This is a genomic window from Mycolicibacterium neworleansense, from assembly GCF_001245615.1.
GTDB classification, from domain to species: domain Bacteria; phylum Actinomycetota; class Actinomycetes; order Mycobacteriales; family Mycobacteriaceae; genus Mycobacterium; species Mycobacterium neworleansense.
Genome location: NZ_CWKH01000002.1, coordinates 179,859 through 195,230 on the forward strand (window position 1 = coordinate 179,859; position 15,372 = coordinate 195,230).

The 15,372-nt window shown below is 65.0% G+C and carries 15 protein-coding genes; 7 read left to right on the top strand and 8 right to left on the bottom strand.

Annotation, left to right across the window (positions count from 1 at the left end):
- Positions 1–4 precede the first annotated feature (4 nt).
- Genes BN2156_RS16590 through BN2156_RS16615 form a run of 6 tightly spaced genes read right to left on the bottom strand, consistent with a single transcriptional unit; the run spans position 5 to position 4,974 of the window.
- The gene (locus tag BN2156_RS16590) at positions 5–778 is read right to left on the bottom strand and encodes a hypothetical protein (RefSeq protein WP_090516142.1); all 774 of its coding nucleotides are present in this window, start codon (positions 776–778) and stop codon (positions 5–7) included.
- A 9-nt stretch (positions 779–787) separates the two neighbouring features.
- On the bottom strand, positions 788–1,282 hold the full coding sequence (locus BN2156_RS16595) for a nuclear transport factor 2 family protein (protein WP_090516143.1): 495 nt from the start codon (positions 1,280–1,282) through the stop codon (positions 788–790).
- Entirely contained in the window at positions 1,279–2,127 is an 849-nt protein-coding gene (locus BN2156_RS16600; RefSeq protein WP_162490875.1) for a TIGR03619 family F420-dependent LLM class oxidoreductase, read from the bottom strand. The genes BN2156_RS16595 and BN2156_RS16600 overlap by 4 nt, the downstream gene beginning before the upstream one ends.
- A gap of 2 nt (positions 2,128–2,129) precedes the next feature.
- Positions 2,130–2,924, bottom strand: a complete 795-nt coding sequence (locus BN2156_RS16605; protein ID WP_090516144.1) for an SDR family NAD(P)-dependent oxidoreductase — start codon at positions 2,922–2,924, stop codon at positions 2,130–2,132.
- An 8-nt stretch (positions 2,925–2,932) separates the two neighbouring features.
- On the bottom strand, positions 2,933–3,400 hold the full coding sequence (locus BN2156_RS16610; protein WP_090516145.1) for an SDR family oxidoreductase: 468 nt from the start codon (positions 3,398–3,400) through the stop codon (positions 2,933–2,935).
- Positions 3,400–4,974, bottom strand: coding sequence for a flavin-containing monooxygenase (locus BN2156_RS16615; RefSeq protein WP_210436702.1), 1,575 nt, complete (start codon positions 4,972–4,974; stop codon positions 3,400–3,402). Before BN2156_RS16615 ends, BN2156_RS16610 begins: the two co-directional genes overlap by 1 nt.
- A gap of 170 nt (positions 4,975–5,144) precedes the next feature.
- Between BN2156_RS16615 and BN2156_RS16620 the strand changes: the two genes are divergently transcribed.
- From BN2156_RS16620 to BN2156_RS16645, 6 genes are all read left to right on the top strand, one after another.
- Positions 5,145–6,206, top strand: a complete 1,062-nt coding sequence (locus BN2156_RS16620; RefSeq protein ID WP_090516147.1) for a ferredoxin--NADP reductase — start codon at positions 5,145–5,147, stop codon at positions 6,204–6,206.
- A 98-nt stretch (positions 6,207–6,304) separates the two neighbouring features.
- On the top strand, positions 6,305–7,486 hold the full coding sequence (locus tag BN2156_RS16625) for an acyl-CoA dehydrogenase family protein (protein ID WP_090516148.1): 1,182 nt from the start codon (positions 6,305–6,307) through the stop codon (positions 7,484–7,486).
- A gap of 14 nt (positions 7,487–7,500) precedes the next feature.
- A complete protein-coding gene (gene bphC, locus BN2156_RS16630) occupies positions 7,501–8,409 on the top strand; it encodes a biphenyl-2,3-diol 1,2-dioxygenase (protein WP_162490876.1) in 909 nt (302 codons plus the stop codon).
- On the top strand, positions 8,406–9,872 hold the full coding sequence (locus tag BN2156_RS16635; RefSeq protein ID WP_210436657.1) for an FAD-dependent oxidoreductase: 1,467 nt from the start codon (positions 8,406–8,408) through the stop codon (positions 9,870–9,872). The genes bphC and BN2156_RS16635 overlap by 4 nt, the downstream gene beginning before the upstream one ends.
- Positions 9,873–10,062: 190 nt before the next feature.
- Positions 10,063–10,902, top strand: coding sequence for an IclR family transcriptional regulator (locus tag BN2156_RS16640; protein WP_090516150.1), 840 nt, complete (start codon positions 10,063–10,065; stop codon positions 10,900–10,902).
- Positions 10,899–11,822 (top strand): LipP1 family hormone-sensitive lipase, encoded by a 924-nt coding sequence (locus BN2156_RS16645; protein WP_090516151.1) that lies wholly within the window; start codon positions 10,899–10,901, stop codon positions 11,820–11,822. The genes BN2156_RS16640 and BN2156_RS16645 overlap by 4 nt, the downstream gene beginning before the upstream one ends.
- On the opposite strand, the gene BN2156_RS16650 is transcribed toward BN2156_RS16645, so the two are convergent.
- Positions 11,799–13,004 carry an NADH:flavin oxidoreductase gene (locus BN2156_RS16650; RefSeq protein WP_090517425.1) on the bottom strand — a complete coding sequence of 402 codons (1,206 nt, stop codon included), beginning with the start codon at positions 13,002–13,004 and terminating at the stop codon, positions 11,799–11,801. The genes BN2156_RS16645 and BN2156_RS16650 overlap by 24 nt on opposite strands.
- 100 nt (positions 13,005–13,104) lie before the next feature.
- Between BN2156_RS16650 and BN2156_RS31540 the strand changes: the two genes are divergently transcribed.
- Positions 13,105–14,085, top strand: a complete 981-nt coding sequence (locus BN2156_RS31540; RefSeq protein WP_090516152.1) for a Dabb family protein — start codon at positions 13,105–13,107, stop codon at positions 14,083–14,085.
- A gap of 8 nt (positions 14,086–14,093) precedes the next feature.
- Here the strand turns inward: BN2156_RS31540 and BN2156_RS16660 are convergent, their stop codons facing one another.
- Complete coding sequence (locus BN2156_RS16660) at positions 14,094–15,365, bottom strand: HNH endonuclease signature motif containing protein (RefSeq protein ID WP_090516153.1); 1,272 nt, start codon at positions 15,363–15,365, stop codon at positions 14,094–14,096.
- Positions 15,366–15,372: the final 7 nt, after the last annotated feature.

A 15,372-nucleotide genomic window follows, 5' to 3' on the forward strand; every position in this document is an offset into this window, starting at 1 on the left:
ATGGTCACCAGTCCTGCCAGGGAACGATCGTTTTCAGCGGCGTTTCGATGACGCATTCTCCGGCCGTCGCCCCGGACGCAGTCTGTTCCAAACACTCAACGATGGACCCGGTGACGCGGACCGGGTCGTCGTCGAGGTAGAGCAGACGGATCCGCAGTCCGCCGGGCGGATCTGCGGCCGCCACAGAGCGGAGACCGAGCCCGTTGTTCTGGTGATGATCCAGCGCGAACGTCCACGCCCCGGCCACCCCATCGAGTTCCAGCAGTGCCGGAATCGCCACGCGATCCTCCCATTGGTGATGCTCATGGGTATCGGCGCCAAAGGGTTCGGCAAACCGGGTCATCGTCAGGTGCAGCCCCTGATTGGGCCGGTACGGGATGGCACCGGGTGACACCAGCGCAGAGGCCGACGCGTAACCCTTGACCGGCCGGAAGAATGCGAGCACTGTGCGGCGCACTCCGGGGATCATCGGTCCGCGACCCCACTGGAATGAGTCCGCACCGAGGTGCTCCCACTCACGCACCGATTGTTCGACCGGCGATCGAAACCAGTACATCGCGACATAGTCGGTGTCGGCTTGGCCCGGCTCGGCCGTGGAAACCTCACGACAGGCCGCCGGGCGGCTCCACCGGTCACCCCAGGCGATTCCGGGTAGGGCGAGATTCTCCGGCCGGTGATCCAGTTGATGCCACTCGTTGTAACGTCGGTGTTCCTCGGCTCCACCGCCATCGAGTGCGACGAATGAGAAGAACACCAACGGGCATTCGGCAGTGGACATGACGGCTTCTCAGATCTGCTCGGGGACAGGCGCTCCCGCCAATCCAAGGTTGAGTAGAGTGTGCGCGTACGGGTTCCCGTTGAGCAACCGGCTGGTACGCGTCGTGATCCTCCACTGTCCTTCTATACGTTCCAGCGCGAAGTGGTTGGCGGTCGCCCGCCAGACCCGATACCCGGCCTCGCCGTCGCGTAACAGGACCAGTGATTCGCACACCGCGACAGCTCGGTCCCCGTCGACCGTGACCATCGACGGCCCCAGAAAATGACAGCAACCTGAGGCGACGAGATTTTGGTGGTTGGTCGAGCTGACCATGTCGTGCACACCTTTACGCCCGGTCATCAGCCAGTCTTCGACGTCGTACGTACCGTCGATCGCCCACATCGCCGCGGCATTGTCGGCGTTACCGGCATCCACGGACGGACCATACGAGGCAAGCAGTTTCGTGATGGCCAGTTCATCTTCGAGGCGTTGCAGCCGGGTGAGAATCTGCTGTTCGGTGCTCATTGTTCCTCCTGAATGTCACGCAGCCTGGCGAGCTGATCGCAGTAATGGCGGGCATTGTCGGCACGCACAGCACAGGTGATCGCGGTGGCGCCCGCATCCTGCAGCGCCGCTATGGCAGTCCGGGTGCCCGCCGGATCGGCTTCGGGATCCACCGCTGTCGACAGCAACACGTCGAACTCGGGCGGCAGGTCGACTCCAGACAACAGAGTCCGCACCTCGCCGGACGCCAGACCGAACGGCATCCACCCGTCGGCCAGCTCAACCGCGCGCCGCAACGACCCGGCGCTGCGACCACCGACCCAGATCGGCACCCGCTCCTGCTGGGCATGGGGAAGCACCGTCATTCCCTCGTAGGCGTAGAACGGCCCGCGGTATCGCGGAGTCGCGCTGGACAGTGATGTGCGCAGCGCGCGCAGCGCATCGTCAGCCCGTGCGGCCCGTTGCCTCCAGGGTGCTCCGATCAGGCCGAATTCCTCTTCCAGGGAGCCGATTCCGACGCCGAGCACCAAACGGCCGGCACTCACCTTGTCCAAGGTGCCGTAGCGTTTGGCGATCTCCAGCGGGTGGTGATAGCCAAGGACCAGAACCGATGTCGCCAGCCGGATCCGCCTGGTATGGGCGGCCAGGAAACCCAGGGTGGCCAGCGGGTCCCAGTACACCGCACCGCGGGTGGCGGCGTCGGCCGAAGGGATCGCGACATGTTCCGAGCAGGTGAGATAGTCAAACCCGAAGTTGTCAGCCGCAGCGGCAATTCGGGCTAGATCGTCAATCCCGGCTTCGGCCTCCCAAGGCGACGCAACACCGGGAACCTGTACCACCACAGGCGTCGACAGGCCCATCCGCACGGTCAGTGCGCCCCCGCGATGAGCGCCGCGATTGCCCGATGAGTTTCCAGCACCACGCGGCTTCGGTCCGGAGCGCTGTTGGCTTCGGCGCGGTCGGCATTGCCGCCGGCCACCCACACCGGGCCATCCGCCAGATGCTCGAGGCCCTCGGCGGCTACCTCGGCGGGCTCGTTGACCAGGATCCCGGGGGCATCGAAGTTCAATCCGACGCGCTCCATCGCAGGAGTGCGCGTCACACCCAGCACCAGTTCGAGAACGTCGACGTTGCGCTCACGCAGCTCCAGCCACAGGCTTTCGGCGAACATCCGGGAAAACGCCTTGGCTCCGGCATAAATGGAGTGCCGCCAGGCGCCCATGTAACCCGAGAGTGAACCGACGATCATGATTCCGCCTCGGCCTCTGTCGGCCATCAACCTTCCGTAGTGCTGCACCATCTCAAGCATGCGGGTCACGTTGAGATCGGTGACCTTCTGGAACTCGCTCAGGTCGGTGTCGAGGAACAGCTCGTTGCACGTGCTCGCGCCGGCGTTGTAGATCAACAGCCCCACCTCGAGATCGGCGGTATCCTCGGCGATCCGCGAGACCGACTGCAGATCAAGCAGGTCCACGGATATCGCGCGCACCTCGACACCGAACTCACGGCACTGGTCGGCGGTGTCCGTCAGCGGTCCCGGTTTGCGGGCGATCAGAACCAGGTTGAACCCGTCCTTCGCGAGCTGGCGGGCAAACTCGGCGCCCACCCCCTCCGACCCCCCTGCGATGACCGCCCATGGGCCGTATTTGGCCAGATCAGGCATTGCTCCTCCTAACGTTGTGTAGTTCCGGCGTCGACCACGAGTTGAGTACCGGTGATGTACCGAGCTTGGCCGGAGGCCAGGAACACCGCGGCGTTGGCCACATCGACAGGTTCGACCCACGGCACCGGAAGCAGGTTTCGGGCGGTGAGCACCTCGATCGCGTCAGCTTCGGTGGGATTGTCCAGATCTGGCCGAAGCCTCTTGTAAGTGGCGACGTCGAGCCGGCCCAACGCAGTCACACCCGAACCGACTGCGGATGTGACCTGGGCGAGACTGCTGATATCTGCTGTCCCCATGGCACAGCGCCGGCCACGCAGCCGTACCCCTTCAGCCGTCTCGCAAAGGTCGTCGACGGCCTCGTGTCGATTGAGCGCGATGACGTCGGCCCCGGCGTCGGCGAAACGTTCACAGTGCACCCGGCCGGTGCCCCGAGCAGCACCGGTGACCAGGACGACCTGGCCCGTCAGATCCGGCATTACGGCGCCTTCAGCAGATCGAACCCCTTGTATCCAGCCGCCGCTGCCTCGTTGCAGATATCGAGATATGTCCCGAAGCCGCCGATGAACAGCATGAACATCCGGGGCTTGCCGGGCACGTTGGCACCCATGTACCAGGAATTGGCCTTGGTGAACAACGTGGCCTCGGCACGCTGGGCGCACTCGGCGATCCAGCTGTCCACTGCATCGGCCGTCGGTTCGATTGCCGCGTAGCTGTTCTGATCGATATGGGCGATTGCGTCGGCGATCCAGTTCACGTGCGCTTCGGCATGCAGAACCATGTTGGCCAGTACGGCGGGTGCGCCGGGGCCGGATACCAGGAACAGGTTGGGGAAGCCATCGGTGCCCAGACCCAGGTACGTACGGGGCCCGTCAGCCCAGTCGTCTGCCAGCTTCTTGCCGTCCCGGCCGACGATCTCGATCTTGGCCAATGCACCGGTCATCGCGTCGAACCCGGTCGCCAAGACCAGCGCGTCGATGCCATAGTGCGCATCCGACGTGTTGATACCCAACTCGTCGATCGATTCGATCGGCGTCTTGCGGACACTCACAAGCTCGACGTTGGGTCGGTTGAACGTCTGAAAGTAGTTGGTGTCGGTGCAGATCCGTTTGGTACCGATCGGATGGTCGTTGGGGATCAGCGCCTCGGCGAGCGCTGGGTCGTTGATGACGGCACGGATTTTGTTCTCGTAGAACTTGCGGGCCTCTTCGTTGGCTTCCAGAGAGACCATCTGATCGCTGAACGTCTTCGAGAACAGCACACCGCCCAACTCCCAACGCTTCTCGAACGCGTCGTGGCGCTCTTGAGGCGTCGCTTCCATGGTGAGCTTGGGATGTGCGACATATGGGGATCCGCCGCCGCTGCGCCACGACATCCGGCGCCGCTCGGCGTAGTTGGCCTTGATGTCGGCGATCTCATCCGCCGTGAGCGGCCGGTTACCGGCCGGCACACTGTAGTTCGGGGTGCGCTGAAATACGTAGAGCCGTTCGGCTTGTTCGGCGATGATCGGGATGGACTGGATACCAGATGATCCGGTGCCGATGACGGCGACGCGCTTGCCGGTGAAATCCACACTCTCATGGGGCCAATGGGCTGTGTGGTAGACGTCCCCGGCGAAGGTGTCCAGGCCCGGGAAGTCAGGTGTCATCGCGGCCGACAGCGGCCCGGTGGCCATCACCACGAACCGTGCGTCCACGGATTCACCGGTGTCAGTCGTGATGGTCCAGCGCAGCGTCTGCTCATCGAGCACTGCCGAACTCACCCTTGTCTCGAAAGTGATGTCACGACGCAGTTCGAGCTTGTCGGCGACCCAGTTGATGTACGTCAGAATTTCCGCCTGGGTGGCGTACTTCTCGGTCCAGGTCCACTCTTGCTGGAGTTCGTCGGAGAACGAGAAGCAGTAGTCAACGCTCTCGACGTCACAACGCGCGCCCGGGTAGCGGTTGAAGTACCACGTGCCACCCACTTCTGGCGCTGCCTCGAAGACGCGCACCGACAGGCCTTGCGACCGGAACTTGTGCAACGCGTACAGGCCGCCGAAGCCGGCGCCCACCACTACAACATCCACGACGCTCTTCGATCCACTGCTCACACGGCGTACGGTAGGCGCGCGTCGTGGGCCCGGCCGCTGCGATTCCCGGTGACCGGACGCCTTACCCTGCCCTCCCAACCACTGGAATCGGCGGGTTGCCCCATCGGCTTCGTCAGCCAGAATCTCGGCCCATGACCGACGCGAGCCTCCACACCAGACGGAGCGTCCTTGTCACGGTGGCCGATGTCATCGATGAAAGCCCTGACGCCCGTTCTCTGGTCTTCACCGTCCCCGGGGACCAGCAGGAGCGATTTTCCTATCGGCCCGGACAATTCCTGACGCTGCGGGTGCCAAGCGACCTGACCGGCTCGGTGGCCCGGTGCTACTCGCTGGCGAGCTCGCCGCACACGGACCCCGCACCCAAGGTGACCGTCAAACGCACCGCCGACGGGTACGGTTCGAATTGGTTGTGCGACAACATCAAAGTGGGCGACACCATCGAAGTGCTGCCCCCAGCTGGACTGTTCACCCCGGCAAGCCTCGATGCCGACTTCCTCTTGTGGGCTGCCGGCAGTGGAATCACGCCGGTGATGTCGATCCTCAAATCGGTCTTGTCGGCAGGTACCGGCCGGGTGGTCCTGTGCTACGCCAACCGCGACGAACGCTCGGTGATCTTCGCCGGCGAACTCCGCGAACTCGCCGCTCGCTACGCGGGCCGGCTGACCGTGCTGCACTGGCTGGAATCGATCCAGGGCCTGCCGACCCGGGCCCAGCTGAGCGGCTTCACCAAGGGCGTGTTCGGGACCGCCGGCTTCGAAGCATTCGTCTGCGGGCCGGCACCGTTCATGGCGGTCATCAAGGAGACACTCGCCGAGGCTGGTATCCCGAGGGAGCGGATCCACCTCGAGGTGTTCCAGTCGCTGTCCGGCGATCCGTTCGGCGACGACACCGGCGCAGGAGCAACGGCTTCCGACGAGAACGACGCCGCCGCGCTTCAGGTCGACCTGGACGGCACCAGTCACCGGCTGAGGTGGCCGCGCCAGGCAACGCTGGTCGATGTGCTGATTCGCTCCGGTGTCGATGTCCCGTATTCCTGCAAAGAGGGACAGTGCGGATCGTGCGCGGCCACGGTGATACGGGGCGATGTGGACATGTCCGTCAGCGACATCTTGGATCCCGAGGACCTCGCGGACGGCATCATCCTCGGCTGCCAGGCGCGGCCGGCCTCCGACGACATCCACATCGAATTCTGAGCCGGTGGTCGGCACGTTTCCACTGACCGGGATTGGCTCCCGCCACCGGGATCAAAGCGGTACACCATCAGTACAGCCCTCGACGATAGGACCGAACAATGACTGAGCGCGTAATCGACCGGGTGCGCGACATCGCCGACCAGCTGCGCCACCAGGGCGCCGAGGCCGAGAAGATCGGCAAGCTCACCGATGAGACCGTCAAGATGATGAAGTCGGCGGGCAACATCCGCCTCCTGCAGCCGAAGGCTCACGGCGGCCTGGAGGTCCATCCGCGGGAGTTCGCCGAGACCGTGATGGCAACCGCGGCATTGGACCCATCGGCCGGGTGGATCAACGGCGTGGTGGGGGTGCACCCGTACCAGCTGGCCTACGCCGACCCCAAGGTTGCCGCCGAGATCTGGGCTGACGACGTCGACACCTGGGTCGCATCTCCCTACGCGCCCCAAGGGGTGGCCAAGCCTGTCGACGGAGGCTACATCTTCAACGGCCGCTGGCAGTTCAGCTCGGGCACCGATCACTGTGACTGGATCTTCCTGGGCGCGATGCTCGGGGACGCTGAGGGCAAGCCGCTGATGCCGCCGCAGATGCTGCACATGATCCTGCCGCGTTCGGACTACGAGATCGTTGAGGACTCGTGGAATGTAGTGGGACTGCGGGGAACCGGCTCCAAGGACGTAATCGTCAAGGATGCGTTCGTGCCGTCCTACCGGACGATGGACGCGACGAAGGTGATGGACGGTACCGCTCAGCGTGAGGCCGGGATGACCGACACCCTCTATCTGATGCCGTGGTCGACGATGTTCCCGCTCGGGATCAGTTCTGCGACCATCGGCATCGCCGAGGGCGCACTGGCCGCTGCACTCGACTACCAACGCGAGCGGGTCAACTCCAGCGGCGTCGCGATCAAAGACGATCCCTACGTGATGTACGCGATCGGCGAGGCCGCAGCGGACATCAACGCCGCCCGCCAGGAATTGCTGGCCAACGTCGACCGCATCTACGAGATTGTCGAGTCGGGCCGGGACGTCTCCTTCGAGGATCGTGCCGCAGGCCGGCGCACCCAGGTCCGCGCGGTGTGGCGAGCGGTTTCCGCGGTCGACGAGATCTTCGCACGCTGCGGCGGCAATGCAGCCCGGATGGACAAACCGCTGCAACGCTATTGGCGCGATGTGCACGTCGGCCAGGCGCACGCCATCCACGTCCCCGGGACGGTCTATCACGCTTCCGCTCTGAGTTCGTTGGGCGTGGATCCCCAGGGTCCGCTGCGGGCGATGATCTGAGAGGAGACAACTACATGGGATTGATCAAGAGCCTCGGCTACGTCAGCGTCGCGGCCTCCGACATCGAGCGCTGGCGGCACTTCGCCTTCAACGTGCTCGGATTCGCCACCGGTGACGGACCGGACGAATCCGCGCTGTATCTGCGGATGGACGAGCGGGCCGCGCGCATCATCGTGGTGCCCGGAGACGTCGACAAGATCGTCACCGTCGGCTGGGAGGTACGCGACCACGCCGACCTTGAGCGGGTGAAGGCGGCGCTAGAGACCGCCGGCGTGCCGTTCAAACAGCTGTCACTGCAAGAGGCCGACGCCCGCCGGGTCGAGGGAGCCATCGCTTTCGAGGACCCGGCCGGCACCGCGCTGGAGGTGTTCCATGGCCCGGTACTCGACCACTCCCCGGTGATCACGCCGTTCGGCGCGAAGTTCGTCACCGGCGAGCAGGGCCTGGGCCACGTGGTGCTACCCGCACTCGACGTCAGCGGCTTGTTCGAGTTCTACACAGAGGTCCTCGGTTTCAAGTCCCGCGGCGCGTTTCGCGTACCGGTGCCACCGGAGTTCGGACCGGTCCGGGTGCGGTTCATGGGAGTCAACCAGCGTCACCACAGCCTCGCGATCTGCCCCGCACAGACGCTGCGCGATCCCGGCCTCATCCATCTCATGGTCGAAGTGGACACGCTTGACGCGGTGGGCCAGGCCCTCGACCGGGTCAATGCCGAGGGCTTCCAGCTCTCGTCCACCCTGGGCCGCCACACCAACGACAAGATGGTGTCCTTCTATGTGCGCGCCCCCGGCGACTGGGATATCGAGTTCGGCACCGATGGCATGAAGGTCGACGAATCCTATTACACGGCAGAGGAAATCACCGCTGACAGCTATTGGGGCCACCAGTGGGTCACCGATCTACCGAAGGCCATGCAACCGTGACACTCACCGAAGACATCCGGCCGATCCCGGCCAGCACGGTCACCGAGTGGGCCGACGAGGCCGATGTGGTGATCGCCGGTTACGGCGTTGCCGGCGCGGCCGCTGCGGTGGAGGCAACACGTGCCGGGGCCGACGTATTGGTGCTGGAACGCACCGGGTCATGGGGCGGAGCCGCTTCCATGGCAGGTGGATTCATCTACCTCGGCGGCGGCACTGAAATCCAAAAGGCTTGCGGCTTCGACGATTCGGTCGACAACATGGCTGCTTTTCTCAATGTGGCCATGGGTCCTGGCGCTGATGGCGCGCGCATCGCCGACTACTGCGAGGGAAGCGTCGCGCACTTCGACTGGCTCGTCGGTTGCGGGGTGCCGTTCAAAGCCGAGTTCTTCGGCGAGCCGGGCTGGGAGCCGATGGGCGACCAGGGCCTCATGTACAGCGGCGGAGAGAACTCCTATCCGTTCAACACCATCGCCACACCGGCACCTCGTGGGCACGTCCCCCAGATGCAGAACAAGAAGCAGGGCGAGTCCAGCGCGGGTTTCATGCTGATGAAGGGACTGGTCGACAGTGCCACCGCGGCCGGGGCACGGTCGCGGTACGACGTGCGGGTGCAGGCCCTGATCGTCGAGTCCGACGGTCGGGTCGTCGGCATCCGGGCCCGCCGGTATGGCTCCACGATGGACATCCGGGCACGGCGGGGAGTAGTCCTGGCCACCGGCAGTTTCGCCTACAACGACGCCATGGCCGCCCGGTATGCCCCGCGCATCGCCGGACGCCCGGCCGCCTCGATCGAGCAGCACGACGGGCACGCCATCCGGATGGCTCAGGCGATCGGTGCGGACCTGGCGCACATGGATGCCACCGAGGTCGCCCTTTTCATCGACCCTCAACAGTTGGTGCGCGGGATCCTGGTGAACGAACGTGGTCAGCGTTATGTCGCCGAGGACACCTATCCCGGCCGGGCCGGCCAGTTGACGCTGTATCACCAGAACAACACGGCTTACCTGATCATCGACGGCGATGCCCAGGAGGAGGCGATGGCCTCATTGACCCCTCAGCTGATGCTGCGGCCGCCGACGTGGGTGGCCGACACCGTCGCCGATCTGGAGTCGGAAATCGGGCTGCCGCCGAACTCACTGCAAGCAACGGTCGATGCTTACAACGACGGTGCGTCGCGGGGCGAGGACCCACTGCTGCACAAGAAAGCGCAGTGGCTCAGGCCGATCAAATCTCCGGTGGGAGCGATCGACCTGCGTGAGAGCACCGGCGGCTTCACGCTCGGCGGTCTGCACACCACGCTCGATGCCGAGGTACTGCACGTCAGCGGCGAGCCGATCCCGGGGCTCTTCGCGGCAGGGCGCTGCAGCGCCGGCCTGGCGGCGTGGGGCTATGCCAGTGGCGTGTCACTGGGTGACGGGAGCTTCTACGGCCGGCGGGCCGGGCGGGCCGCTGTCAGGGCATAGCCGCTGTTCATAGCATTACCGACAACGTCATGTGAGCAATGGCCCCGTCGTTTCACGGCGGGGCCTTTGCCGTGACGGCAATCGCTTTCCATCAATCATGTGACAGCACCCACACCAATATGCTACAAACAGTCATATGACTAATAGTCATATGTGGCCCAGGCATATGACACCAAGCGGGAGGTCCCTCATGACAATGGCTGTCGAGAAGGCGGGCGAAACGCCCAACGCTGTCATCGACCGGGTTTCCCTGGTCCTCGATGTCTTCAACGGACCGGGCCGGCTCACGTTGGCCGAGATCGTGCGCCGCACCGGATTGCCCCGCTCCTCGGCCCATCGGATCCTGGAGCGCCTGGTCCAGTTGCGGTGGCTGCGACGCGACGGTCGCGATTACGAGTTGGGCATGCGGCTGGTGGAGCTGGGGTCGCTGGCACTGCATCAGGACCGCATCCACCGGGCCGCGATTCCCTTGTTGCGCGACCTGCACCGGGCCACCGGGCTCGTGGTCCACTTGGCCGTGCTGGATGCGGCCGACGTGGTGTACCTGGAGAAGATCGGTGGCCAAATGGTGACAGCCATTCCGACTCGTATCGGAGGACGACAGCCGGCGCACTGTACGGCGGTCGGGAAGGCCATCTTGGCCGACAACCCACCGGTGGACATCGACTTGACTTCAGGCAGTACACGATTCTCGATCTCCAACGAACGGCAACTTGCCGCCGAACTCGCAAAGGTCCGTGCCCATGGCGTGGCATTCGAGCGGGAAGAATCGTTGGTCGGGTTTGGCTGTGTGGCTGCACCGATCGGACCGGCCGGAGCAGCGGTCGCCGCGGTTTCGGTGTGCGGCCCCATGAACCGGATGACGTTCGACCAGCGCCTGGCCGCTCCCGTTCGCATGACGGCGATGGGCATCTGGCGCAACGCCGAAGATGGGCCACAACGAGTGGCCCCGACCTTGCAACCCCTCCGGCCGTTGCGCGTCGGCAGCTCTGCCGGGCCGCGGACCTCTGCCACCCTGCTCCCGGCATGAACCTAGATCCACAGATCGCGGGTCTGATCGAGACACTGGATTCGGGCTTTCCGCCGGTACACACGATGACCGGCGCACAAGCCCGTGAAGCGATCCGCAGCCGGTTCGTCGCAAACCCGCAGCCCGAGTTCATCGCACACGTCGACGACCACCAGGTGGCAGTCGACAACGGGCGCATCGACATCAGGGTCTACCGCCCCGATGCTCCCGAACCACTGCCCATGCTGGTGTATGCCCATGGTGGCGGGTTCGTGTTCTGCGATCTCGACAGCCACGATGGCTTGTGTCGCAACTTGGCGAATCTGATTCCTGCCGTGGTGGTTTCGGTCGCGTATCGGCTGGCCCCCGAGCATCGCTGGCCCACCGCGGCCGAAGACTTCTACGCGGCCCTCCGCTGGGCCGTCGATCATGCCGTCGAACTCGGTGCTGATGCGTCCCGCGTCGCTGTGGGCGGTGACAGCGCAGGCGGCAATCTGGCTGCGGTCGCCACGCATATGGCCCGTGACCGCGGCGGGCCGGACCTGGCCGCTCAGCTGCTCCTCTATCCCGTGATTGCCGCGGACTTCGACACCGAGTCCTACCAACTTTTCGGCCGGGGCTTCTACAACCCTCGACCGGCGCTGCAGTGGTACTGGGACCAGTACGTACCCGCCGTCACGGACCGCCAAAACCCCTATGCCTCACCGCTACACGGCGACCTCGGCGGATTGCCGCCGGCGGTTGTCGTACTCGCGGGCCACGATCCACTGCGGGATGAGGGCATCGCATACACCGATGCCCTCGAGGCGGCCGGGGTACCGACTGTGCGGTGCGCGTTCGACGGTGGCATCCACGGATTCATGACGATGCCGATGCTCGACATCGCGCACCAGGCGAGGCGACAGGCCGGCGACGCGTTAGGTGAGCTGCTCGGCCGGTAGCACGGCACCGTACCGTTGCTCGGGGTCGAGTACGCAGTGGGTACGACCGAACACCGTCACCATGCACTTGTTGTTGTGATTGCAGCGGCCGCGTGACGCGGGTTCGGCGATCATCGCGTTGACCCGGTCCGGTTCCCGCAACAGCGCCCGCCCCATGGCGAAGAAGTCGAACCCTTCCCGCATGCCTATCTCAAGGTGTTCGCGATCGTTGATGCCACCCAGCAGAATCAGTTTGGTGTTGCGCATCAACGGCACGAACTGCCGGGCGGCGTCGAGCATGTACAGGTCTCGATACGGGTAGACCCCCATCGTCTGCTTGCCCACCAGCCTGATGGCCGGGCGCAAGGGCGCCGGCATCACCTTCGCGAACTCCTTGACCGGGACGTCGCCACGGAACAGGTACATGGGCTTGTACACCGACGAACCCTGAGTCAGCTCGATCGCGTCAAGGGTGGCATCGGCATCGAGAAGTTGAGCCGTCCGCAACGCCTCGTCGATCCAGATGCTGCCCGGAAGCCCGTCGTCCATGTCCAGTTTGGCGATCACCGCGACCCGATCACCGACCACCTCGCGGACGCGTGCCGCGATCTCCCGTACGAACCGCGATCGGTTGTCGATGTCACCGCCGTACTCGTCCTTGCGTCGATTGATCAGTGGACTCAGGAACGAACTGGGCAGATAGAGATGCCCGAAATGCAGTTCGACGGCATCGAATCCGGCATCGACCGCTACCTGGGCCGCCGCGCTGAACTGGTCGATCACGCGCGCGATCTCGGCGCGGGTGATCTCGCGGCAATAGGCGAAGGAGGTGGGGTTGACGAATCGGCTCGGCGCCACCGCGGTGACGCCGGTCAGCTTTTTCTGCGCCACCACGCCGGCGTGCCCGAGCTGAGCCGAAATCGCAGCTCCCGCACCGTGCACCGCGTCGGTGAGCCGGCGCAGTCCCGGTAGCGCCTTGCCGTCCATGACGATCTGCCCCGGCGCGCTGGCACCCTGCGGCGACACGCAGCAGTAGGCAACGGTGGTCATACCGACGCCGCCCTCGGCAAAGCTGCGATGGAAGTCGATGAGGTCATCGGTGACGAGACCGTCGGGAGATCGACCTTCCGATGTGGCGGCCTTGATGACCCTGTTCCGCAGGGTTACTGGTCCAAGCTGGGTGGGGGCGAACGGATCGGTCATCGCCACACCATCGCGCCGACACACCATGCCGTCAACGGTGGTTTCCCGATGGCCGGGAACGCTGTGCCGCCGTCAAGGCGGCCGATCGTAATCTCGGTTCATGGCTGAGGTTTTCGTCGTCGATCGGGTAGTCACAAGGCCGGGCTGCGCCCAGAAGTTCATCGACGCCTACTTGGCCGGGTATGCCCCGGGTGCCCGTGATCGCGGCATGACGCTGCGCGACGTCGTGGTCAGCCCGCCCATCTGGTTTGAAGACCGATCCAACGTGGTCACCGCTACCTGGACGCTGCCCAGCCCCCGGGCCTGGTGGCAGATGACCTGGCAGGGCCGGCCCGACCCTGCCGTTGCGCGGTGGTGGGACAGCATCACCGATCTGGTGGTGGAACGCAGCCGCGAAGTGGCTTCCGCTGCCGACTCCATCACCGATGTGTCACCCACCCTGCCGATCGCATCAGCCGGTGCTGCCACACTCGGGGTCACCCGCTTGCTCGACGTCGACGAGTCCGACCGCGACCGCATCCTGGGCGTCCTACGCGATGCAGCCGAACACAGCGGAGCGTCGAGAGCGTTGGTAGAGCCGACCCTGCCGGGTTCACGCAATGGTGGCGATATCCTGGTCCATCTGCGGTTTGCAAACGAAGGTGACTGGCAGAAGAGCGATTTCGACGATTCACTGGCGGACCCGGCGATCATGCGTGTGAATGGAGTGACCTACCAGGGAGCTCCGCTCCGCCGCGGCAGTGGCACCGTGTACCGCGCACTCCTGCTGCGTGTACCCGACGAGGTAGAGGCCGAGACCGTCGCAGCATTCGAAAGCGAGTTGTCGATGATGCCCCGATACGTCCCCACCATCGCCGCATGGCAGCTCAGCCGGGTCGAGCAGGCAATCGGGACCAGCGACTGGACCCACGTCTTCGAACAGGAATTCACCGACGTGGACGGCTTGATGGGGCCATACCTCATGCACCCGATCCACTGGGCGGTGGTCGACCGTTGGTTCGATCCCGAGACCACCGACATCATTGTGCGCGACCGGGTATGCCACAGCTTCTGCGACCTTCCCGCTCCCGTGCTCTCCTGACCTCCCGCCTAAGCGGCTGCGGGTGGGGGTGGTTCGAACGGTGTGTACCACCACCAGTCGGCGCGTTCGCCCATCGGGCCGCGGTAAGACGGGACGTCGGGTAAGGGTGTGGTCGGCGGGCGGGCCAGTGACCCGCCGGGTAATCGTTTTCCGGTTTGATCGGTGACGACGAGATGGTCAGCGGGCCCGGCGATGACAATGAGGCCACGATGGTGTGCCCGGTGGTGATACGGGCAGACGAGCACGAGGTTCTCGAGGTCGGTGGCGCCGCCGTCTTCCCAGTGCACGATGTGATGGGCATGAAGGCCGCGTGTTGCCCCACAGCCGGGGACCACACAACAATGGTCGCGGTGTTCCAGGGCGCGGCGCAGTCGGCGGCTGATGGTCCGCGTGGCCCGTCCCGCGCCAATGGGCTGACCGTTGCGTTCCAGCCATACCTCGCAGGTGGCGTCACACAAGAGGTATTGGCGTTCCTCGTCGGTGAGCACCGGACCCAGATGTAGTGCGGCGATGCGGTCCTTGATGTCCAGATGCACCGCGACGGCGGTGTGTTGACCGTGCGGGCGGCGCGCCACTTCGGTGTCCCAGCCGGCTTCGATCAGGCTCATGAAGGCGTCGACATTGTCAGGGAACGGTCGCGCCTGAACACCCTCGCCGCGATCCCCGTCGGTGTCCCGGTCATCCTCGCCGTGGTCACGTCTCCAGTCGGCGATCAACCCATCGCGGTGCGATTGCATCGCGGCGTCGAATTTCGCTGCTTCCACCCGAGGCAGCCGGATCCGCCACGTGGTGTACCCGTCGCCCTCAGCCTTGTTGAAGAACCGCTGCGGTTCAGGATTGGCTTCGGGTTCGGGGCACGGTTCGAGTTTGACCGCGGTACGGAGCTGTTGCACGGTGGCGTTCTCGGCCAACTGGATGTAGTGCGTATCCGAACCGGGCGCGGCGCGCTTGGCCAGCACCCCGACCTGATCCAGGGACAGCCGGCCCTCGCGCAAAGCATCGGTGCAGCGGGGGAATTCCTCGCGGCGCCGCGCCACAGCCACCAAAGTTTCGGCGTTGGCCGGTGAGACACCAGTTTTCCAGGCCACCATGGCCGGTACCGAGCGAGCGCCGGTGATCCCGCACAGTTCGTCGCGGTCGATCTCGGCCACGATGTCGACGATGCGCCCGTCGATGGCGTTGCGCTGCCCACAGAGCTGCGACAACTCCTCGAACAGCACCTCCAAACGGTCACCCGGCAACACCGGGGAGCCGTCCAAAGAAGCTGTCACCGAGGACATGCCCCCA